This window comes from Dyadobacter sp. CY343 (assembly GCF_021390335.1).
Lineage (GTDB): Bacteria > Bacteroidota > Bacteroidia > Cytophagales > Spirosomataceae > Dyadobacter.
The window spans coordinates 1-22,986 of record NZ_JAJUXK010000012.1; the positions used below are offsets into that span (position 1 = coordinate 1).

At 43.4% G+C, this 22,986-nt stretch carries 18 protein-coding genes and 2 rRNA genes; 1 reads left to right on the forward strand and 19 read right to left on the reverse strand.

The features are described from left to right. Together LZG94_RS26185 and pruA are read right to left on the reverse strand one after the other, a co-directional pair. Positions 1 to 122: ribosomal RNA gene (locus LZG94_RS26185) — 16S ribosomal RNA — on the reverse strand; the annotation flags it as partial. A 256-nt stretch (positions 123 to 378) separates the two neighbouring features. Beyond that, positions 379 to 2,010 carry an L-glutamate gamma-semialdehyde dehydrogenase gene (pruA, locus tag LZG94_RS26190; RefSeq protein WP_233794610.1) on the reverse strand — a complete coding sequence of 544 codons (1,632 nt, stop codon included), beginning with the start codon at positions 2,008 to 2,010 and terminating at the stop codon, positions 379 to 381. A gap of 197 nt (positions 2,011 to 2,207) precedes the next feature. Between pruA and thrC the strand changes: the two genes are divergently transcribed. Then, the gene (gene thrC / locus LZG94_RS26195; RefSeq protein WP_233794611.1) at positions 2,208 to 3,515 is read left to right on the forward strand and encodes a threonine synthase; all 1,308 of its coding nucleotides are present in this window, start codon (positions 2,208 to 2,210) and stop codon (positions 3,513 to 3,515) included. Between the two features lie 130 nt (positions 3,516 to 3,645). Here the strand turns inward: thrC and LZG94_RS26200 are convergent, their stop codons facing one another. The 17 genes from LZG94_RS26200 to rrf all read right to left on the reverse strand — a co-directional run. Next, complete coding sequence (locus LZG94_RS26200) at positions 3,646 to 5,460, reverse strand: tetratricopeptide repeat protein (RefSeq protein ID WP_233794612.1); 1,815 nt, start codon at positions 5,458 to 5,460, stop codon at positions 3,646 to 3,648. 438 nt (positions 5,461 to 5,898) lie between these two features. Next, a complete protein-coding gene (locus LZG94_RS26205) occupies positions 5,899 to 7,506 on the reverse strand; it encodes an Ig-like domain-containing domain (RefSeq protein ID WP_233794613.1) in 1,608 nt (535 codons plus the stop codon). A 65-nt stretch (positions 7,507 to 7,571) separates the two neighbouring features. Then, a complete protein-coding gene (locus tag LZG94_RS26210) occupies positions 7,572 to 8,468 on the reverse strand; it encodes a class I SAM-dependent methyltransferase (protein WP_233794614.1) in 897 nt (298 codons plus the stop codon). Continuing rightward, positions 8,469 to 10,331, reverse strand: a complete 1,863-nt coding sequence (gene mnmG, locus LZG94_RS26215) for a tRNA uridine-5-carboxymethylaminomethyl(34) synthesis enzyme MnmG (protein ID WP_233794615.1) — start codon at positions 10,329 to 10,331, stop codon at positions 8,469 to 8,471. Between the two features lie 53 nt (positions 10,332 to 10,384). After that, on the reverse strand, positions 10,385 to 10,798 hold the full coding sequence (gene ybeY, locus LZG94_RS26220) for an rRNA maturation RNase YbeY (protein WP_233794616.1): 414 nt from the start codon (positions 10,796 to 10,798) through the stop codon (positions 10,385 to 10,387). A 191-nt stretch (positions 10,799 to 10,989) separates the two neighbouring features. Next, positions 10,990 to 14,316, reverse strand: a complete 3,327-nt coding sequence (locus tag LZG94_RS26225; RefSeq protein WP_233794625.1) for a DUF4175 family protein — start codon at positions 14,314 to 14,316, stop codon at positions 10,990 to 10,992. Between the two features lie 126 nt (positions 14,317 to 14,442). Then, positions 14,443 to 15,180, reverse strand: a complete 738-nt coding sequence (locus LZG94_RS26230) for an outer membrane beta-barrel protein (protein ID WP_233794617.1) — start codon at positions 15,178 to 15,180, stop codon at positions 14,443 to 14,445. Positions 15,181 to 15,270: 90 nt separating this feature from the next. Further along, positions 15,271 to 16,074, reverse strand: coding sequence for a tryptophan synthase subunit alpha (trpA, locus tag LZG94_RS26235; protein ID WP_233794618.1), 804 nt, complete (start codon positions 16,072 to 16,074; stop codon positions 15,271 to 15,273). Beyond that, positions 16,071 to 16,430: a Dabb family protein gene (locus tag LZG94_RS26240; protein WP_233794626.1), complete on the reverse strand. Its 360-nt coding sequence runs from the start codon at positions 16,428 to 16,430 to the stop codon at positions 16,071 to 16,073. Before LZG94_RS26240 ends, trpA begins: the two co-directional genes overlap by 4 nt. Before the next feature lie 62 nt (positions 16,431 to 16,492). After that, positions 16,493 to 16,693 (reverse strand): hypothetical protein, encoded by a 201-nt coding sequence (locus tag LZG94_RS26245; RefSeq protein WP_215236741.1) that lies wholly within the window; start codon positions 16,691 to 16,693, stop codon positions 16,493 to 16,495. Positions 16,694 to 16,717: 24 nt separating this feature from the next. Then, a complete protein-coding gene (gene trpB, locus LZG94_RS26250) occupies positions 16,718 to 17,917 on the reverse strand; it encodes a tryptophan synthase subunit beta (protein WP_233794619.1) in 1,200 nt (399 codons plus the stop codon). A 7-nt stretch (positions 17,918 to 17,924) separates the two neighbouring features. After that, on the reverse strand, positions 17,925 to 18,575 hold the full coding sequence (locus LZG94_RS26255) for a phosphoribosylanthranilate isomerase (RefSeq protein ID WP_233794620.1): 651 nt from the start codon (positions 18,573 to 18,575) through the stop codon (positions 17,925 to 17,927). Further along, positions 18,572 to 19,390 (reverse strand): indole-3-glycerol phosphate synthase TrpC, encoded by an 819-nt coding sequence (gene trpC, locus LZG94_RS26260; protein ID WP_233794621.1) that lies wholly within the window; start codon positions 19,388 to 19,390, stop codon positions 18,572 to 18,574. The genes LZG94_RS26255 and trpC overlap by 4 nt, the downstream gene beginning before the upstream one ends. 45 nt (positions 19,391 to 19,435) lie before the next feature. Next, positions 19,436 to 20,425 (reverse strand): anthranilate phosphoribosyltransferase, encoded by a 990-nt coding sequence (trpD, locus tag LZG94_RS26265; protein ID WP_233794622.1) that lies wholly within the window; start codon positions 20,423 to 20,425, stop codon positions 19,436 to 19,438. Positions 20,426 to 20,472: 47 nt separating this feature from the next. Continuing rightward, positions 20,473 to 21,039 carry an aminodeoxychorismate/anthranilate synthase component II gene (locus tag LZG94_RS26270; protein ID WP_233794623.1) on the reverse strand — a complete coding sequence of 189 codons (567 nt, stop codon included), beginning with the start codon at positions 21,037 to 21,039 and terminating at the stop codon, positions 20,473 to 20,475. Between the two features lie 29 nt (positions 21,040 to 21,068). Further along, entirely contained in the window at positions 21,069 to 22,490 is a 1,422-nt protein-coding gene (locus LZG94_RS26275) for an anthranilate synthase component I family protein (RefSeq protein ID WP_233794624.1), read from the reverse strand. Between the two features lie 395 nt (positions 22,491 to 22,885). Next, positions 22,886 to 22,986, reverse strand: a 5S ribosomal RNA gene (gene rrf, locus LZG94_RS26280); the annotation flags it as partial.

Sequence of the window (22,986 nt, forward strand, 5' to 3'; positions counted from 1 at the left end):
TAAAAGGTAGGTTGCATACGCGTTACGCACCCGTACGACAGTGACATTGCTGCCCCTTCGCCTTGCATGTATTAAGCCTGCCGCTAGCGTTCATCCTGAGCCAGGATCAAACTCTCCATTGTAAATTTTATTTTGGCAGCTACTTCGAAAAATAGTGCCTGATTCTTTTCAAACGAGTTTTTCTTACTCCTTTGGTCTATCTCATCATGTCAAAGAACAGGGCCAATCACGCTTTCTTCTCTTCTTTTCTTTTCCTCTGTTTGCGATTGGGATTGCAAAGGTAGAAAAAAATTTTGTGCATCCAAGAGTCAGTCAAAAAAAAAGTCTGAATCTTTAAAAGTTCTTTGAGAAATAAAATTATTCCTCGTTGAGATCCAATTATTCACCGGAAAGAAAAGGGTATCTATAATCTTTCGGAGAAACCAGCGTCTCCTTAATTGCTCTCGGAGAAACCCATCTTAGCAAGTTTAGAATCGAACCTGCTTTGTCATTGGTACCCGAAGCCCGTGCTCCACCGAAAGGTTGCTGACCAACTACTGCTCCCGTAGGCTTGTCATTAATATAGAAGTTACCTGCCGAGTTAACCAGCTTCTCAGTCGCATACTTGGTTGCGTAACGATCCTTTGAAAAGACAGCGCCTGTCAAAGCGTAAGGTGACGTTTTATCTATTATATCAATGATCTCCTCAAACTTATCTTCGTCATATATATAGATAGTTAAAACAGGACCAAAGATCTCTTCACAGAGTGTTACATAATCGGGCTTGGCAGCCTCAATAATTGTTGGCTGGACAAAGTATCCTCTGCTCTTATCAAAAGCCCCTCCTGCAATTATTTTCGCATCCACGCTATTTTGTGCATTCGTTATATAGGATGCGATTTTATCGAAAGACTTCTCATCAATTACTGCATTGACAAAATTGCCAAAGTCTTCCACCCCACCCATTTTTATATCTGCCAAATCAGCAAGCATTTGCGTCCTGACTTCTTCCCAAATATTTGCTGGAATATATGCCCGTGAAGCGGCCGAACATTTTTGTCCCTGATATTCAAACGCGCCGCGGATTAACCCTGTAGCAACCGCTTTTGGGTCAGCAGACTTGTGAGCAAGTATGAAGTCCTTTCCGCCAGTTTCTCCCACAATTCTTGGGAAGGATTTATAGTTTGAAATATTATCACCGATCGTCTTCCAGATAGTCTGAAATACTTTTGTACTGCCGGTGAAGTGAACTCCTGCAAACTCCGAATGGTTGAAAACGACATCCCCAGCAGCCGGACCATCTACCAATATCATATTGATGACACCATCGGGCAACCCTGCTTCCTTAAAAACCTTCATAATCACATTCGCCGAATAAACTTGCGTGAAAGCAGGTTTCCATAATACTACGTTGCCCATCAGAGCAGGAGCCGCAGGCAAATTACCTGCAATAGCAGTAAAATTGAACGGAGTGACCGCAAAGACAAAGCCTTCCAGTGCACGGTATTCCATACGGTTCCAAACGCCGTCAGAAGAAACAGGTTGTTCCTCATAAATTTCCCGCATAAAATTGACATTCAACCTCAGGAAGTCTATAATCTCACAGGCCGAATCGATCTCGGCCTGGTAAGCATTTTTTGACTGTCCCAGCATGGTAGCTGCATTGATCTCAGCGCGGTACGGACCGGCTATTAAATCTGCCGCTTTTAAGAAAATCGCCGCTCTTTGCTCCCAGTTCAGGGAAGACCATTGGAATCTTGCTTTCAGCGCCTCATCGATCGCATTTTTTACATCTTCGGCAGTTCCTTCGTGAAAATATCCTAATGTATGCTGATGGTCGTGAGGTGGTGATATGCGCTTCTTATTTCCGCTAAAAACTTCTTCACTACCTATATATTGAGGAATATCCAGCACTTTCGATCTTGCTTCCGCTATCGCAGCTTTCAATTCCACTCTTTCCGGGCTTCCGGGAGCATAATTCTTAACCGGTTCATTCCTTGCAGCCGGAACATTAAAAATACCTATCGACATATTATTGATTATTAGATTGTCAATTGAACATTTACAAAACAAAAAAAATTTAAATCCGATCCTGTGTCAGCACTTCTGGCGAGCTGATGTGATTGATAACCAACCTCTTTTTCAGATAAGTTTCACTTCCAAATCGCTTAACGCTTGTATTTTGACTAAATTTGCACTCCAAATTCAGGAACCTATTTTATATAAAAATGAAATTTTACAGTACCAAAACGGAAAGCCTGAAAGCCTCACTGGAAGAAGCAATTTTTAATAGCTTACCTCCGGACAACGGTCTTTACATGCCAGAATCTTTCCCAAAGATATCAGATGAATTTTTAGCAGATATTCAAAACAAGTCTTTTAAAGAAATCGCGGTTGAAGTTGCAGATACATTATTTGAAGGTGAAATTACGAGAACTGAGCTGGAAGACCTGATTGAAAATGCCTATGATTTCGATGCTCCCGTAGTTGAAATCGGTACTAACAATTATGTTTTGGAGCTTTTTCATGGGCCTTCCATGGCGTTTAAGGATTTCGGGGCAAGATTCATGGCGGCAGTTATGTCCCATTTTCTGATTAAATCCGAAAAGAAAATAAATATATTGGTCGCTACCTCGGGGGATACCGGCGGAGCAGTTGCGCAGGGTTTTTACAAAGTGCCCGGAATTGACGTCACGATCCTTTATCCAAGTGGAAAAGTAAGTGAGATTCAGGAGAAACAGTTAACTACGCTCGGTCACAATGTAACTGCGATAGAAATTGACGGTACCTTCGATGATTGTCAGCAATTAGTGAAGGAAGCATTTCTCGATGGTGAGCTCAGCAGCAAATTCAACCTGGCATCTGCCAACTCAATTAATATTGCAAGATTAATTCCGCAGTCTTTCTATTTCTTCTCTGCGTACGCACAATTGAAGAAGCTTGGCAAACCAATCGTATTTTCCGTTCCAAGTGGAAATTTTGGAAATTTGAGTGCAGGGTTGCTGGCTTATAAAATGGGGCTACCTGTCCAGCATTTTGTGGCCTCTACCAATTTAAATAATGCAGTGCCCAGGTATCTCGCTTCCGGCACTTATGAACCTGCTCCTTCTATTGAGACGATCTCTAATGCAATGGACGTGGGTAGCCCTAGCAATTTCGTGCGACTAAAAAGGTTTTTTACTGACGATTGGAAATCTGCAACCGAAAAGATATTTGGTACATTCTTCGATGACGAGCAAACCCGAGACGCAATGCGCCAGGTTTATGAAACCTCAGTTTATGTGATGTGCCCGCACACAGCTGTCGCCTACCTCGGCCTGAAAGAGTACAGAGAAAAAGTCGGCGGAGATTTTACCGGCGTTTTCTTGTCGACAGCTCATCCCGCGAAATTCATCGACTTAGTGGAAGAAACTTTGGGAGAAAAGATCGAAATACCCGCTCGCCTGGAATCTTTGCTTCATATTGAAAAAGTGTCCATTAAAATGAAAGCAGACTTTTCGGCATTCAAGGAGCTATTATTGAGTAGGTTACATTAAAAAAATCCGCATTTCAGCCGCCTTAGATTTGAATATAAGCTGCGAATCGGGTAGAAACCCGGGAATACTAAAATGTAAAAGGGTGAAAAGTCGCAACTTTTCACCCTTTTACGTTTCTGATAAGATTTTCTTAATTGATCACATCTCCGCGCAACACCCGGAAACGCTTTCGGGATTCTGCAACAAAAATGCTACCCGGATATTTCTCCATTAACTCTTGGTAAAGCTTCATCGACTTATCCTTGTCATTTAATTTTTCCTGATAAAGTTTGGCCATCGCAAACAATGCATCGTCTCCGTAAATGTCATGACCAAATTTCGTATACAACATATTCAACTCATCAAGCGCCTGCCTGTTACTGTCAAGCTTAATATAGGTTTTAGCAGTTAGCCAAATAATCTCGTCTGTCAAACTGTGTTTCTCATATCGTTTATACAAACTCTTCAGACTATCGATCGCTTCGAACTTCTTGTTTTGAAAAAGCAAAAGCTCCACAGCCGAGTACTGCCGCATTGCCGTTTCCGTACTATCCAATCCTGTGTTGTCCATGATCAGCAACGAAAGTTCATTCGCATCGTTAGCGATTTCCCTGGAAGTAGCTTTTTTTAGAATATCCAGAACTGCCTTCGCCAGCTCAAACTCACCTTTAAAATAATGCAGTTTCGCATTCCTTAGTTTTGCGTCGTAGCCGAGTAAATCGTCCTTCTGCGATTTTTCAACCTGCGAGTATACGAGCGTTGCTTCCCAGGGTTCACCTTGCAGCAGGTATATATCGCCTAGATCCAGCTTGCATTTATCTACAAAATTCTTTTCCTGCTTGCCTGCCGAAATTGCAGTTTGTAAAGTCTCCGTCGCTTTTTTGAAATCATCCATATAAAAAGCATACAGGATCGCCATATTTCGTAAAGCCTCGATCGTTCGCACATTAATACCCAGTTCATCTACCAATTGCTGGTACTGTCCCAAGAGTTTCTGCACTTCCGACCTGTTGATAGGGTAAGTACTTTTAACCTGCTCCTCGCGTGCGAAAATGGCCATTCTGCGAGATACGGGATACAGCTGACCTTTGGGATATTCTTTTACCAAATGATCGAAAATCGCGCCGGCATTTTGATAATCCACATTTTGCAAAGCCAGCATTCCCAGGTTATACAGCCGGGATCCGTTGTGCTTGAACCTCCTGTCGAGCGCGCGCTCTTGGATAAATGCTTTATAAAAATCTTTCTTCTGAATTTGATACCATATCAGCAACTCATTATAGAAACCCTCATTCGGAAATTTCTGGATCTTATCATACAGTACCTTTTCTAATAGCGCCTGTTCTTTTTCATCTTTGGTAAAATCCTGCAGCATGTTCTGCACTACCTCCGTATTCTGGTACCGCATTCCGTAAGAAAGCAACTCATCGATCATCTTTTCAGGATCATTCAGATCCCGGTAAACACTTGCCAGTTCAAGCTGAAAAATGTCATCGCGCTTGATTAATTGACGCGCTTCAAGCAGTATTTTTTTCGCCCATTCAGGTTGGCTCACATTCCTGTATTCCTCGGCTAAATCACGCTTGAGTTCAATTCTGAGACCAGATGACACGATTGCCTGCTCATGCTTTTTGGACGCTTCCTGCGCCTTTCCTTGCGCCTCTAACATCAATCCCCAATACAAGTTGTACCAGCTTGCATTATTTGCATCTGCCTTGATCTGCCTTTTGTAGAACTGATCCCCTGCGGTCCATTCCTTTGATTTGATTATACACGAATTATAGTTCTTAACCGAAGCCTTGTCAAACGTGGTCTTCAAAAGCGCCGCGTAGTAAGTGACCGCCTTTTCACAATCTCCATTCTTGAAGTATTCCTCGGCCATCTCCTTCTCGCTCTGGGCCAGCGCCGCCCCCGCCCCGCCGGAAACCAAAATTCCTATTACCAATAACTCGCAGACCTTTTTCATAATAAGAAAAGAACTTTTTGTTTTTAATTATTACCTTCTCTAGCACTGTGGATATGTAGATAAAACGTTTATCCACGACTAATCAACACAGTTATCCACATTTTGTTGATAAGTATAAGACTATTGGGGATAAAAATTTGAGTTTTCCACTTGGTTAAGGAGCTGAAATACAATGTAATTATTATTTGTCGTAGATGCGAGTGTGGATAAAAGGAGATATTGGCCAATTTTCACAATCCACATTCTCTACAGTGTATCAACAGGGTGTTAACTTCCGGTTAGGTGGTAGTTTGTCCACTGGAGAGAATTGAGCCTTTAGTTATCAACCGATTTTCAGAGTTATACACCGAGTTATCCACAAAATGTTAGCTATTACCAACAAAATTTGAGCGTTATTCACATAGTTATCCACACTATAGGGATAACTATTCAGATTTTTCACTTACCTATGGTGATATTGATATCATTCAGTTCGAAGTTGGCCTTCAAAATGATTTTATCTTTGAGATATAAAATCGGTTCAGGCTGGCGATTCTTGCTCATATCTCCGGTATCCCACCGATGGTTCCGGTTTCTATCCACAGTTACTCTTAAAAAGTATTTTCCCTGAGGAACCTGGCTAAATGTGTAGGTTGTACCTTCCTTCACCTTAACGATTTTATATTGCTCATCAACCAGCTCGACAATGTAGTTGCTCGCCGTATCCGGATTGACTACCCTACCCCGGATAATTCCATAGTCTTCTTCATTTAAAACAGGATGTTTCAGGAAGGTTTTGGGTAAAGTGTCACCTTCAACACTCACGATTGTTCCTTTGGGAATGTCCCATTTGATTGAATCCTTGGCGAAGGACTTGGCTGTAATCGTAGCGATATTATGATTGGCATTCCAGCTCCATTGAAACGAGCTGAGCGGCTCATGCGACAAGCTATCCGTAATCAACGTGATGTTTTTATCATCGAGAGATCGTACTGGCTTGTTAAAAATGAGCTTGTACGTAAATGTATTTTCGAGCGGTTTATTCGGTTCGGGCAGTGTTGTTAGTGAGAACGCATCGCGCTGCCGATCTTTTCCCCGCTGCTGCTGAAAAGCAATCTTTTGTTCAAAATCAGCCGATGTACCGAGCGAATCTATTGCGGTCAATTTTACCAAAGTAGAATCAGGGTGCGGTTCTACGTTAAAAAATTTCAGCGAGCCACCTGCTTCCAGCAGATACGGCAGCGTGTCTTTATTCATGAAAGTGACATTTACCCGCTCGACCGGCTTATTAAACACAACCGAATAATTGTTCACCTTGGGTATCGTCCGCTGGATTTTAATAGGGGTATTATCGGATAGAAACATCGAGATATTATAGGAAACGGAGTCCACTCCTGCGGTTATACTTTCTTCCAGAAAACCCATTCTTTCATCTTTCGCATTGAACAACATATTTCTGTTCTTATCGTCGATCGCAATCAGTTTGTACGCGCGGGTCTGTATATTTTCGATTGAAAAAACACCAGAGCTGTCGGTCCGGGAAAAGTAATAGGGTTTCTGTTTGGTAATATCGAGCGTGTCGCTGATGTTGTATAGCCCCACTAGTGCATCAAATAGCGGTCGATCAGTCTGCATATCTTTCAGTGTTCCATACACCCTCCCGGAATCGAGTGAGGAGCCCGTGCTGAACACAATTTTTAAATTCTTAGCAGGATTTTTTTCGGCAAAATCCCTGATAGCATCCCCGAAATTCAGTGTGAATGTAGTGCTGTCCTTAAACTCGTTTTTAAATGAAAGGAGTACGGACATACCGTTCTGTTTGTACGAATAGGGGTTGTCGGCCTCCGGTGTGATCACCAATTTCTGATTGATATTATCTACGACCACATATTCGTCAAAGAACAACTCCACCTTTTTGCCCTTAAAATTGAGCGTCTTGTTGAGTGGGTTGCTCTCCAAAAGGTTAGGTGGGATTGAATCTTTTTTTCCGCCGGTGGGCGAGACCTGCTGAGCGCAGCGATCGAATAGTAATAGTAACAGCAATGCAGACAGAATGGTACGGATCATATTTTATCAGTATTAAAAAGCCCCGGTACCAATTTCGTACAGGGGCTTTTCGGAATAATTGGAAGCTATTTCTTTTTAACAATATAGATAATGCTGGAAGTATTGATTGCCCGGCCGCCTGAAACCCTTCCCTTCCAGTTTGACATCAGCCCGGTTGTCGCGCTATTAACAATATCAATCTTCTTGTGCCGATACTTTGTGCTGAGCATACTTACATAAAACGAATCGAACCACATAGGAAGGGTTTTTTGTACTTCAAATCCGTGACTACCGAGCAGTAATTTCATGCTGTTTTTGGTAAAATGATACAAGTGGCGCGGCACATCGTAAGCAGCCCAAAACTTTCCATAAGCAGCAGCGTCGTGGGATTCCGGATTAGGTACCGCGATCACAAGCGTCCCGTTCGGCTTTAAATGTGCATTCAGCCAGTCGATTGTTTCATTTATTTGATGTACATGTTCGAGTACGTGCCACATCGTTATCGCGTCAAATTGTTGGCTGGTGAGTTCTGCAGCAGAAATGCTGTTAAACACCCTATCCCCTATCCTTTTCTGCGCCACTGCACGTGCGCCGGAATCCGGCTCAGTGCCATTCACATTCCATCCATTTGCTTGAATAGCACTCGCAAAACTGCCGGTCCCGCAGCCTATGTCCAGCAATGTTCCCTTCTGTGCAGTGTGCTTGTTGATCAGTTTTATCTTCTGCTGAATAGTGTAATCCCGCACTGAATTATAAACCCGACTCATCAGATCCTTCGCATCGTCGTGGTGCGAAATGTATTCCTGCGATTCATAGAATGGACCGATTTCACTTTCCGCCGGCCGGGGATTAGTGAACAAAAACTGACATGAATCGCATTGCTGGATCTGGAATTGTTGATGTGAAACTGTGTAGTCTTCTGCGACTATAAACTCGCGAAAATGCGATTGACCGCACACCGGGCATTTATCTAGTGTTTCCAATTAGCGTCCTATATAAAGCATTAAAACAGAAATGTCAGACGGACTCACGCCGCTGATGCGGGAAGCCTGGCCAATCGTTGAAGGGCGGGTCCTTTTTAGTTTTTCGCGGCCTTCGTAAGAGAGAGATGTAACAATATCGTAGTTGAAATTGTCGATGATATTCAGATTTTCAAGCCTGTTCATTTTGTCTACGAGCAGCATTTCTTTTTCAATATAGCTGTCATATTTCAGATTGATCTCCGCTTGCTGAACCGAGTCTTCTTCAAATGCTACGATCAGTCCTGCTACGATATTACTGTGCTCAGCCAATTTTTGAACTGATATTTGCGGCCTTTTCAGCAATTGCGACAGCGTTGTTTTCTCTCTCAGCAATGCAGTTTCCATCTGCTCCAATGCGCCGTTGATTTCTTCCGGAGTCACTTTGGTCGTTGCAAAAATGGATATTATATGTTCCACTTCATTTTGTTTCTTTTTAACAGCGTCCAGGCGATCCTCGCTGGCCAAGCCGATTTCATAACCTTTTGCAGTAAGTCTGATATCCGCATTATCCTGGCGCAGCAAAGTCCGGTATTCGGCCCGGGACGTAAACATGCGATAAGGTTCTTCTGTACCTTTATTAATCAAATCGTCGATCAATACGCCAATGTAAGCTTCCGATCTTTTCAGAACGAAAGGAGACAAATCATTTACATTCCGGTGTGCATTGATACCCGCCATCAAACCCTGGCAAGCCGCTTCTTCGTAGCCCGTAGTCCCATTGATCTGTCCCGCAAAAAATAGGTTCTTGATCAAATGCGTTTCAAGAGTAGACTTTAGTTGCGTAGGCGGGAAATAATCATATTCGATCGCATATCCCGGACGAAACATTTTCGCATTTTCAAATCCAGGTATCTTTCTCAATGCAGCATATTGTACATCTTCCGGCAGCGAGGTCGAGAAACCATTCACGTACACTTCCACAGTATCCCACCCTTCGGGCTCTACGAAAATCTGGTGACGGTCTTTGTCTGCAAATCGGTTGATTTTATCCTCCACCGAAGGACAGTATCGAGGGCCAAGTCCTTTAATCCGTCCTGAAAACATAGGAGATTTTTCAAATCCCGTTTTCAGTACGTCATGAACTTCCTGGTTTGTGTAGGTAATCCAGCAACTTCGTTGCTTAGCGAGCGGCTTAGTATCGGTATATGAAAATTTAGCTGGCTTTTCGTCACCTGGCTGTTCTTCCATTTTCGAATAGTCGAGTGAGCGGCCGTCTACTCTTGGAGGCGTTCCCGTTTTCATCCGGCCGGCTTGAAAGCCGAGCTGAACCAATTGTTCGGTTAATCCAGTCGCCGCCTTCTCCCCTGTTCTGCCGCCGCCGAAGTTTTTTTCGCCAATATGGATCAGTCCATTTAGGAAAGTCCCGTTCGTGAGCACGACTGATTTGGATTTGATATCAATACCCAAACTGGTTTTTACACCTTTTACCTCACCATCCTCGACCAGCAGCTCCTTGGCAGTATCCTGCCAAAAATCAACATTTGGATTCCTCTCCAAAATATTCCGCCACTCCGTGGCAAACATTGCACGGTCGCTCTGGCAACGAGGGCTCCACATGGCAGGACCTTTTGACAAGTTCAACATCCGAAATTGGATCATCGTCTTGTCGCTCACAATTCCCGACTGTCCGCCGAGCGCGTCGATTTCCCGCACGATCTGCCCTTTTGCCACACCGCCCATGGCTGGGTTGCATGACATCTGCGCGATGGTATGCATATTCATTGTAATCAGTAGCACCTTCGAACCCATAGTGGCAGCGGCGGCGGCGGCTTCACAACCTGCGTGGCCTGCTCCTACTACAATCACATCATATTCTTGAAACATATTTGTATTCTTGTTAAACCACTTTAGTTAAAGTGTTCCACGTGGAATTTTAATTAAAAGAGCGTAAGGTATTGGTTTTCCTTCGCCCGCATTAGGCTTTTCTGCTCTTCATCCGCGTCGCCGTAGCCCGTCAAATGCAGTAGTCCATGAACCAAAACGCGCCTCAGCTCGGTCTCGAAATCGACGTGAAACGTAGCTGCGTTCTCCTTTACCCGATCTATACTCACATAAATATCCCCCTCCAATTTGTTGTCTTCCTCACTATTGTCAAACGTTATAATGTCCGTAAAATAGTCGTGATCGAGGTATTGTTTATTGATTTCCAGCAGGTATTCGTCCGAGCAAAAGATGTAATTCAGCTCATTTATTTCGTAACCTTCTGATTCAGAGGTAGTTTTTAACCATTTCTTGGTTTTTTGAGGACGAGGCAGGTCAAAATCTACGTCTTCGGAGAAGAAATTCAGCATGCGATTAGGGCAAATCAGGCAGCGACCAATTAGTAGTCAAAAGCCTGTTCTACTTAAAGATTTGATGGTAAATATTTACAAAAATAGCAAGGATATTCCTAACAAAAGAACTGGCAGGAGCCGGTTCTGAACAACGTGCTGTTAAAACGTGTTAAAACCTGTCCTGCCAGTTCAACAGAATGGAAGTGCGATCAGTTCTTTGCCTGGTATTTGCGGAAATAGGAATCTACTTCGCGTTTGTAAAATGGCGAGAATGTCGGCGGGATCGTTCTGAGCAGTTCAGTCTGCTTTTCTTTTTCACGAATGTATTTTTCAAATGCAGCCGGCGGCTGGCGCGGAAGCTGTTTGGCACTTTGGGCTTTTCGCTGCTCATCCTCGTCTTGCTCCTTCATCGCTTTCTCCGATTCAAGTAGCCGGATTGTAATTTCCTGGTTGCGTTTGATCAGCTCCGGCGTTATCCTTTTGTTCACGAGATCGGTTTCAGTCTCATCCATTTTGTCAGAGATTTCCTGCAACTCCTTGCCCATTTGTTTGCCTACCTCGGTGCCTTTTTGAGATTCCATGAGGTCTTGTATCATTTTGCGGATCGCAGCCTGCTCGGCGGCCATTCTTGCGAGCTTCTCCGAATTGTTGCCCTTCCCTTCCTGCCCCTCCCCTTTTCCGAGCTGCTTGATCTGACCATTCAACTTTTCCTGCATTTCACCCATTCCCGGACTTTCGCCTTTCTGGTTCCCTTTTTTGCCTTTTCCGGCTCCCGGCATTGCCATTGCCATTTGCTGCTGCATCTGGTTGAATACGTCGCTCAGCATCAGCGCCAGGTTGTTCATGGAAGTCATCGCAGATTGCTGCTTCGAAGTGGCGGTACTGATCTGCCTGTCCTTAATGCTCTTCACGCTTTCGTCCATGTACGATTTCATGTCGTTCAGTTCGCGAGTGATGAAAGATTGGATCTGTTCAGCGCGGTTGGCAAGTGCGTACAAACTGTCTTCGACAATTTTCGCGTCATCTTTCAGTTTCAGTTGCTGCTGGCCAAGCTTTACGAATCGCGGGTCCTGCAAGCTTACTCCTTTGAAATCCTTCATCAGCGCCTCCTGGTCAAAAGAAAGGGTAATCAGATTTTCAAGAATATCCCGGAGCGCGTCCAGATTTTCCTGCATTTGTTCCATCTCCGCCGCTTCCATTGATTCCGACATCGACTTCGACATTTTCTTCATCGCTTCTGCGGCCTTTTTTTGCGACTGAGCAGCTTTTGGATTCTGTTGCTTGTCCAACTGTTCCTTACTCTGTTCCATCTGCTCAGCGGCGCTTTTTTGCTCCTCTTCCTGGGTATCGACAGGCTTTTCCAGTTCCTCACCCATTTTCTCAATTTCTTTGGTATTCTCCTGCGCTTTTTTGAAATCTTCCTGAATTTTCTCCTGCTCTTTTTTCAGCTCTTCGTTTTTGCCTTTTTTCTCTTCGTTATTTTTTGTCTTATCATTCTGTTCGGTTTTTTCAGCCAATGCATTTTCCTTCTCAGCAAGGTCATCCAGTTTTTCGACCAGATTTTCCATTTTCTGCTCCATTTGCATTTGCTTGAAAAGCTTCATGGTCCGTTCCAGCTCCTTTTCCAGATTATGTTCCTTGTTGCGGAGCTTTTCCATCATGCTCGACATCCGCTCGCTCTGTTTCTGTTCAAGCAATTTTTTGAGTTCCTGATAAAGCTTTTCAGTATTTTCATCTTTGAGCTCGTTCATCAACTTTTGCAGCTGCTCAATCTTGGCCTGAAGTTCCGGACTTTGCTGGTTGAATTGTTTCGATTTTTCATTCGAATTCTGGTGCTTTTCCTGCAAAGCTTCCAATTCCTTCATCAGCTCCTCGCGTTTCCGCAGAACTTCCTCAATCTGTTTCTGTTCTTTAAAGTCGAGCTCTTTGTTACTTTTCAAGCGGTTATCCAGATTTTCAATATCCTTTTGCAAACTCTGCGCTTTTTTCAATGCAGACTGCATTTGATATTCAGTTTCCTGCTCCGATTTTTTAATATCTGCTTCGAGCTGATCTTTCGACGGAACTGTAAATTGAATAGATCTCGATCGCGTGCTCTTCGCGCCATTGATACCGTCGTTGTCCCAAACCTGCGCATAGTATTCAATCTTGTCGCCCGGCGCCAGTTGCAGGCTGTCTACATACCATTGAAAAAAGAAGCTTTGCGTATTGACTGTTTTATTAAATGGGATTGGAATACCTTTTGGCTGCGAAGGCTCTTTTGCTCCTTCTCTTTTTACAGAATAGAACATTTTGAGCTGAGAAAAACCGTAATCGTCACTGATTGAACCGCCCAGTACCAGGTAGTTATAAAGTGTGGTATCCTGAAAATTTTCAAGGTTCATAACAGGATGCTTATCAGGGATCACATTAATAAAATACCCGATCTTATCCGCATTTACTGTTTCCTCATTTTTCAGGGTAACCTGATATTGAGCTGATTTCCTGACCGATTTACGAACCTGAAAATGTTCCCCGTCACTCTCTTTGGCGCGATACAAACTCAAATCGTTTTCGAACCTGATAGCAAGTGATTTCGTCGCGGAAGTATTGAAATCCCATTCAATGGTAGTTCCCTCCGGCACCGACAGATTTCCTACATTATTCAGCCCCTCAGAAGGTTTGTTGAGGTAAGCAGGATAATGCAGGTTTACGTCAAAAGAAAGGAGTGAAGGCCGCTCGTTAACATTGATGCGGTATTCATCCGAAGCGAAGCCGGCAGCGTCGAAAGAGAAAGCTACGTCGCGCTGGAGGTTTTTAAATGTATAGGAAAATGTACGGTTACCTTCTGAGTTGAGCTTAAATCTGGAACCGTTTTGAACCAGATAAACAGCCGCAGGCAGCGCCTCTCCTTCCAGTTTAAGTTTTAATGTAAAATCCTCATTCCGAAAAGCTTTCAGGTTTTTATTTTGAAGTATAAATGAGAATGGAGCGTACGTATAATTCTTATGGAAATTGATAATCCTATCGGAGCTGGAAGAGAAAAATGCAGGATTGAACAAAAGGATAACAGCAATAGCAGCCAGCGGATAAATGGCGTATTTAATGCGTTTCCTGTTTTCATTAAAGCGAATCGCATCCGAAAACCGGACAATAAGCAGCTGGTTTGACTTCTGGCGGATACTGGCCTCGATAAGGTCCGACTGCGTTCCGGATAAACCTCTTAACTGTAAGGTGTTTACCAGCTTATCGCCTACTTCCGGAAAATACTGACCGATCTGTAAGGCAGCATCTTCATCGGAAATTGCCTTTCGGATTCCTGATAAATGAATAAGTGGCTGAATAACCCATTGAAAAATGGAGAATGCAAGTACAGCAAGAAATCCGAAAAACAGCATTCCCCGCACCAGAGAACTGAACCGGCCAAAATATTCGATCGTATTGAAAAACAGAAAAACAGTTAGCAGCAGGCCTACCGAGAAGATAATGCCTTTTAGTAACTGATTCCGATAATATTTTTGACGGTATTCCTGAATGCGCAGCAACAAGCCTTCCATTGCCGGGGTGAAAGCGGCCATATCTATTTCGTTATAACTGTGGACTGTATAACGTATGCGAGAACTAAAAATTACCGATCACCCGCATATGCTTTAAACGAAGAAATATAGTGAATTTTCGGGAAATTACAGTGTAAATAAAAGCCCGGCAGAAGCGTAATTGATCCAGTTGAAATTGTAAACATCATCCACGTCACCGCCGCCTTCCACAACCCGGTAACCCAGCTTAATGCCGATCTTGTTATTGATTTGGTAGGAAACACCTGCGAAAATATCTTCTGCCCGGCCAAATTTGGAGGCCAATGCATCACCTTCCAGGATAATAGACCAATGATATGAAGGTTTGTACGCAGCATAAAAGTTAACCAGAGGCACAAATCCCAGATTGTCGAAATGAGTATCCTGTGATTCGTTTCTAAACCTGATATCTGCATCCCGGATCTTCGCAGTCAACCCCAATCCTACCAGCCAGCGTGCGCGGGATACAATATCGTAGCGATAGGTAAGTCTGTAAGAATTGAATTTATAATGCACTTTGAGCGGCTGGCCGGCTACGAAATTGACATTATTAAAATTAATATCTTTCTTAAAAGTACCGTTATAGGTCACAGTAAGGGGAGCAAAGAGCAGCGATACATTGTGTCTTTTTCCAAACAAGTATCCAGCTCTGATCCTGTAAAATACTTTCGGATCTATACTCAAATCTTCGGCCAGATTCACGGTAGTTCCGCCAATATTGGGAATTCTTACCTTGTTGTAGTTTGTGCCAAAAACGAGCCCTCCCTCAACGTCCATTCTAAGCTGCGCAAATAGCGGCTGGAAACCGCATATTAGCAGTGCGATCAAAAGGAACCGTATTTTCATTTCCACCTGGTTTTTATATAAAAAAACAAACAACCCTACGCGAGTTGTTTGTACAAATTCAGTGCCTGAAGCGAATGTGAATTGATAGTATTATATCTCGACGGTTTCCGGATAGTTCTTTACCGACCTTACAAATGACTTCACATCCTGTTCCAGATCAGAGGTTTCCTGCAAAACGCGAATGAATGCGCTTCCAATAATAGCCCCAGCCGCTTGTTGTGAAGCTTGCTTGAAAGTATCGTGGTCTTTGATACCAAAACCGATCAGGCGGGAATTCCGCAGATTCATTGCATTCAGTCTGGCGAAGTATGATTCCATATCCGCGCTAACCCCCGTTTTGGAGCCTGTGACGCTTGCGGAGGAGACAGTATAGATGAAACCCTCACTGATCTCGTCGATCTGTCTTATACGCGCTTCCGAAGTCTGAGGTGTGATCAGGAAAATGTTAAGAATTCCGTATTGATCGAATATGGATTTATATTCATTCAGATAAACATCCATCGGCATGTCAGGCAGAATCAGCCCATCGACGCCTACTTCGGCACATTTGCGGCAAAAATTCTCGACCCCATATTGCAAAACGGGATTTACATAACCCATCAACAGTACCGGAACGAACACTTTTTCACGCATATTCTGCAATTGCTCGAAAAGGATCTTCACCGACATTCCGTTTTCCAGCGCCCGGTCATTGCTTTTTTGGATAGTCTCACCATCTGCAACCGGATCGGAATAGGGCATACCGATTTCAACCAGGTCAACACCACCGTCCTGCAATGCCTGCAAAACGCGCGTAGTATCATTCAGCTCGGGGAACCCAGCGGTAAAGTACACATTCAGTAATCCGCCGTCTCCCGGCCGTTTTTGCTGAAAAAGTTCTGTGATCCGGTTCATTCCTTAGTCCAGTAATCAACAACCAATACTTTGTCAAGATGAGGTCCCAATACCTTGCCAAATGCTTTGTGGTCAGGGTGAGGCAGGTATACCTCGCGGCCGGCTTCACTGTCAAAAGTGACGAAGAATACGTGCGTAAAACCTTGTGATAAACCTTCCGGGCTATTATTAGTACCCCATTCCAGTCCCTTAATTTCTTTGATTTTAGAAGGAAGTGCTTTGAATGCTTCCTCCACTTCTTTCACCTGAGCAGGAGTTGCTGAATCTTTGAATTTAAATAGTACAACGTGACGTAGCATTTTTTTAGAAGCAGTGGTTTGGGCTGAAACAAAAACTGTCGATCCAAGAAGGAACATACAGGCGAAAAACAGGGATTTAAGATTCATTGTATGGAGTTTAGATTAAGTGCAGATCGTTTCTATGCTGAGCAGTTGAGGCATTCACCTTCGTCACTGAATTTCAGACGGTCAAATTCTCCGAGTTTTTCTTTCAATTCGAGAACTTCGTCTTCCAGATCGCATCTTTCAAAAAGAGAAAGCTCTCCGGAGTTAATTTTGCCTTCCAGCTCTTTAATTTTCAATCTCAGATCAAAAACTTCTGGCAGTGTTAAAGTGGCCATTTTTATCAAAAGTAAGGTGAAAAATCAATCGATGTATCTCATGTAAGTGGCCATATCCTTATCTCCCCTACCCGAAAGATTCACCACCACAGTTTCATTTTCAGTAGCACCTAATCTTCCCAAAACAGCTAATGCATGCGAAGATTCAAGCGCAGGAATAATTCCTTCCAGCCGCGTTAATTCAAATGCAGCCTGAATAGCTTCTTCATCAGTCGCCGACAGGAATATCCCTCTGCCACTATCAAAAAGATACGCGTGCTGAGGCCCGATTCCCGGATAATCCAATCCTGCTGAAATGGAAAAAGGTTCAACTACCTGTCCGTCTTCGGTTTGCATTAAAATAGTGCGGCTTCCGTGCAGGACGCCAGGTTTGCCCAATGCAGTTGTAGCAGCGGAATGTCCGGAAGATATCCCCTGCCCGGCAGCCTCTACCGCAACCAATTTCACATCTTCGTCGCTGAGATAGTGATAGAACGCGCCGGCAGCATTGCTTCCTCCACCTACACAAGCAAGTACATAATCAGGATTTTCTTTGCCGGTATGTGCTTTAAGCTGCCATTTGATCTCTTCGGAAATAATGGATTGAAAACGAGCAACCATATCAGGATAAGGGTGCGGACCTACCACAGAGCCGATAATGTAGTGCGTATCTACCGGATTATTGATCCAGTGGCGCATTGCTTCGTTTGTGGCGTCTTTCAATGTTCTTGAACCGCAAGTTGCCGGCCTTACCTCGGCACCTAGCATTTTCATACGGGCTACATTCGGCGCCTGGCGCTCAATATCCAGCTCGCCCATGTACACAATGCATTCCAGGTTCATTAACGCGCATACTGTCGCAGTTGCCACCCCGTGCTGACCAGCTCCGGTTTCGGCTACAATGCGTTTTTTGCCCAATCGCTGCGCCATTAATATCTGGCCGATCGTATTATTGACCTTATGTGCGCCAGTGTGGCACAGGTCTTCTCTTTTCAGGAAGATATTGGTATTGTATTTCTCTGAAAGCCGGTTGGCGCGGTAAAGTGGCGTGGGCCGGCCTACATAATCGCGAAGCAAGTCGTTGTAGGACTTTTGAAAAGAAGGGTCATTGATAATCTGCAAATAGTTTTCCCGCAACTCTTCCACGTTTGGATACAGCATTTCAGGAATGAATGCGCCTCCGAAACTTCCGTAATATCCACTGGGATCTACCTGATAGGTCTTCCTTTCTAATGTTTCTTCCATAAGATTATTAAGCTTCCGCCTCCTCTTTTTCTTTGATCCGGATCAGATTAAACAAATCTCCCAGTTTTGAAATATCTTTCACACCTGGCTCAGTTTCAAATTTGCTGTTGACGTCGATTCCGTAAACAGGCAGTGTTTTGGACAGTTCTATGATTTCCTCGATATTATCCAACCCTATTCCCCCGCTGAGGAAAAATGGTTTTTCATTATCGTATTTTTTAAGCAGGTTCCAATCAAACGAAGTCCCGTTTCCGCCCGGATTAGCTCCGGCACTATCGAATAGGAAAAGATCGCAGAAGGATTTATAGTTATTGAGCATCGCGAAGTTAAACTGCTCGTTGATCGAGAATGCTTTAATCACGCTGACACCTTTTTGGCGAATGCTGCGGCAGATATCTGGCATTTCATTTCCGTGAAGCTGCGCATATTGCAAGTCGTATTTTTTGACCATATTCAAAATGTGGCCAGGGCTTGCATTCACAAATACGCCTACCTTTTTTATGTTTTGCGGAATAGTTTTAACATACTCCTCACTTAATTCTTCTCCTGCAAAGCGAGCGGATTTTTCGTAAAATATAAATCCTATAAAGTTAGGTTTTAGAGAGACCACTTCTTCAATATTGCTTTGCTGGCGTAATCCGCAAACTTTAATTTTCATAGAATCAGGGAATTTAAATTGCTATGTTGAGCTAAGTTTTTCTGCAAATCTGCAAGTGCGGTTCCAGGATTTACAGTCTTCATAAAAGTTTCACCAATCAAAAAGCCTTTGTAACCATATTGAAATAGTCTGACAATCGTATCAGCGTCTTTCAAACCACTTTCTGATATTTTAACAAACGAATCAGGAATCTGTTCGCTTAATGCGATAGAAGTTTCGATTGAAGTTTCAAATGTTTTTAAATTTCGGTTGTTAACTCCCACAATATCAATATGGTCGCCGATGGTCTCTTCCAGTTCCTGCTGGTTATGAACTTCCAGCAGCACGTCAAGTCCCAGTTCGTGGGCTTTCCGACTCAGATTTGCTACCTCGGAAGGGGTCAAGCAAGCCGCGATCAACAGAATTACATCCGCTCCTATCGATTTAGCTTCAAAAAGCTGGTACTCGTCCACTATAAAATCTTTTCTCAGCATCGGAATGCCGGGATTTGCTTCGCGCGCTTTCAAAAAATCATCAAACGACCCGCCAAAAAAATCCTGATCTGTCAGTACAGACAAACCAACCGCTCCCGCCGCAACATAATCCTTCGTCACAATTTCCGGCCGCACCTGGTCATTAATAATGCCTTTCGACGGCGACTTCCGCTTGAATTCAGAAATGATTTGGGGAGTTGTAGCAGCTTTTAAAGCTTTGGCCAGAGAGATAGTTGATTTAGAGAAATAAATTCCCTTTTCAAGATCTTCAAAAGATTTCTCCTTTTTAGATTCGAGGATCTCAGTTCGTTTTCTGGCTATGATTTTTTCTAATATATTCATTTAAGGGTCTGATAATTAAAAACATAGGTTTAGTAAAACTGCCTGCTATGCCTCAATCAGTTTTTTGAAACTATATAACGCCTTTTTACTCTCCAAAGATTCACGGGCAGCTTCCACAGCTTCCAGCAAAGGCAATTCCGGATTCGCACAATGCAGCGCCAATGCAGCATTTGCCAGCACAGCCTGTTTCTGCGATGGAGTTGCCGTATCATTTAAAACATTCATGAAAATATCAGCGGAATCTTTCACTGTCTGACCGCCGGCCAGATCCTGTGCGCGTAGCGTTTGAAGCCCTAAATCTGAGGGAGAAAGTATCTGCTCGGAGTGAGCTGTAATGATTTTAAAAGGGCCTGTTAGTGACACTTCGTCGTAACCGTCTAACGCGTGAAGAACTAAAAATTTCTTATCCGTTTGTTGGTAAAGATAAGCAAAAAGACGCGCTAATTCAAGACTGAATACCCCTACAAGCTGTTTTTTGGGAGATACCGGATTGACCATCGGACCCAGCATATTGAAGAAAGTTTTGACACCGAGTTCACGGCGGACAGGCGCTACATTTTTCATAGCAGGATGAAAAAGCGGCGCATGCAGGAAGCAGACGCCAGCCTCTTCAATCTTCTTTTCCAATACATTTTTTTCATTGCTGAACCGTGCTCCGAGGTATTCCAGTACAGTTGAGGAGCCACAAAGCGAAGAAACGCCGTGATTACCGTGTTTGGCCACTTTTTGTCCGGTACCCGCCACAACGAAGCATGACAAAGTGGAGATATTGAAGGTATCCTTTCCATCGCCGCCAGTCCCGCACACATCAATAGGATCATAAGCCGAAAGGTCCATAGAAAGGCAAAGTTCCAGCATTGCATCCCTGAACCCTTCCAATTCCTCCACGGTGATGCTCCGCATCGCGTAGATTGTTAGAAAAGAGGCGATCTCGGAGTTAGAATATTTCCCTGTGCTGATGCCGATCAAAACATCTTTGGCTTGGTCCTTACTTAGAATTTTATATTCAAAAAGGTGACTCAGAATATTTTTCATGCGTAAAGTATTTCAATGGGTCAATGCTTTGGGTTTATTGGTCACAATTATATTTTTAGCCAGTTTTCCAGCATTGTTTTACCGTGTTCGGTCAACACAGACTCAGGATGGAATTGGAGCCCTTTCACATCATATTTTTTGTGAGAAAGACCCATTACCCTACCCTGCTCGTCCAATGCTGTAATTGCGAGGTCTTCGGTAAATGATTCAGGGACAACAGTCCACGAATGATATCTGCCAACCTTAAATTCGCCTGGCAATCCTTTAAAAATCCGCTCTTCGGGATCAGTTACAATAGCGGTATCGCTGATTCCGTGCAAAACGTCAGTCATATTTTGCAATGTAGCTCCGTACACTTCGCCTATTCCCTGGTGGCCAAGGCAGATTCCGAGAATACTCTTACTTGGGCCGTATTGTCGTATTACTTCATGCATGATACCAGCCTCTGACGGGATACCCGGGCCAGGGGAAAGCAAGATTTTATCATATTCCCGCACTTCATCAAGCCCAATCTTATCATTTCGGAAAATATCGACGTGATCGTTCAGCTCGCGTAGAATGTAAACGAGGTTGTATGTGAAGGAATCGTAATTATCGAGAACTAAAATTTTCATGGGATCTTATTTCAAGATTTATGATGAGTTTATATTTCCCCTGCTACCTTGATAGCCTGACGTAGCGCAGCGAGCTTATTATTAATTTCCTGAAGTTCACTTTCGACGTCGGATTTTGCGACCACGCCCATTCCTGCCCTGAAAAATAAGTTATTATCCTTACTCAGGAAGGTTCTGATAGCGATCGCGTGATTGAAGTCACCGTTAAAATCCATAAAACCAATAGCCCCACCGTAAATGCTTCTGTTACTGGTCTCCATCTGATCTATCAGTTTCATCGCATTGTGTTTGGGCGCTCCCGATAACGTACCTGCAGGGAAAGTATCAGCTACCAATTGCAGCGGATTTACATCCTTTTTCATATTGCCAACTACCTTCGAAACCAGGTGGATAACGTGGGAGTAGTACTGTACCTCCTTGTAATTAGTGACTTTCACATCGTCGCAGCTCCTGCTCAAATCGTTTCGCGCCAGGTCGACCAGCATTACATGTTCTGCGGTCTCTTTCGGGTCGTTTAGCAATTGCTGGGCAGCTTCTGCATCTGCTAAATCGTCTCCGGTTCGTTTGAAAGTCCCGGCAATAGGATGAATTTCGGCCTGTCCTTTTTTAATAAATATCTGTTTTTCGGGAGAAGAGCCGAAAATCTTGTAGCTGCCGTAATCGAAGTAAAAGAGATATGGAGATGGATTTATCGACCTAAGCGCTCGATAAACATTGAATTCGTCGCCTTGAAAGCTATGGCAGAATCTTCTTGAAGGTACTATTTGAAATACGTCACCACGGAGGCAATGATCAATCCCTTTCTGTATTACCGCCCGCATATCGTCATCGGTTACGTTCGAGGTTTCCTCAGATATTGTATTGAAGCCGTATTTGGGAAAATTACGATTCTTAATTAGTATTTCAATTTGCTCAATTCCGGTTCCGTCACTTTCGCTACCATATTGATGCTCAAAAATGTAGAGTTCGTTTTTGAAATGATTAATTGCGATTACATATCTATAAACTTGATAAAAGATCTGATCAATTTCGGTTTCCGGGCTAGCCGGTTGTATGGAAATATCTTCAAAATAAGTGACGGCATCATACGTCATATGTCCGAAAAGCCCATTTGTGATAAAGGGGAATGATGATTTTTCTGCTGTAAAGCTTTGTGCAAAGCCATAAAGTGCCTGAACTGCATCCTTGGGATTTTCAAGCATATAGCTGCTACTTGTACCGTCTGGAAACTGTTCAGTGACAGAGCCCGTATTCAATTTAAAGGAAGCTACTGGGTCACAGCATATATAGGTGAAAGAATTTTCGTTTCCATGATAATCTGAGCTTTCTAGCAATATCGTATTTACGAAACGATCTCTGAGTTTAAGATAAATGGACACGGGTGTCAGTGTGTCAGCTAGCAGCTTCTTGTATCTGGTAATTATAGTAAAACTTTTATCAAGGGTTTTCATCAGTATGATTTTATAAATGCATAGAAAAACGGCTCGCTGAGATGAACAGCGAGCCGTTTGGAAGTATATTTCTTATACTATACAATAGCCTACTCGTCCATCTTGTTAAGATGTGCTCGCCACCACCATATAGTATTGAATGCGCTCATTGATTTGTTGATTAGATCTTCTGGTGACAAATATAGGCAAAAAGAGATATGATGTAAAAAGTGAAATAAAAAATTTATGCTAACCGACGCTTAGTTTGCTCTGCACTAGGAAGTGCAGAGCTTTTGTTTGCAGATGTTTACGCGGCGATTGTAGGCTGTTTGTGCGCATCCCAGCAAATCCATGGGAGCATTAAACACGAGTCATAAAAAAAAGACCATCTTTTGGGGATGGTCTTATGAATGGTATTGTGGCGACTACCTACTTTACCAGGTTTGACCCAAGTATCATCGGCGGTTCTGGGCTTAACTTCTCTGTTCGGGATGGGAAGAGGTGAACACCAGGCCAA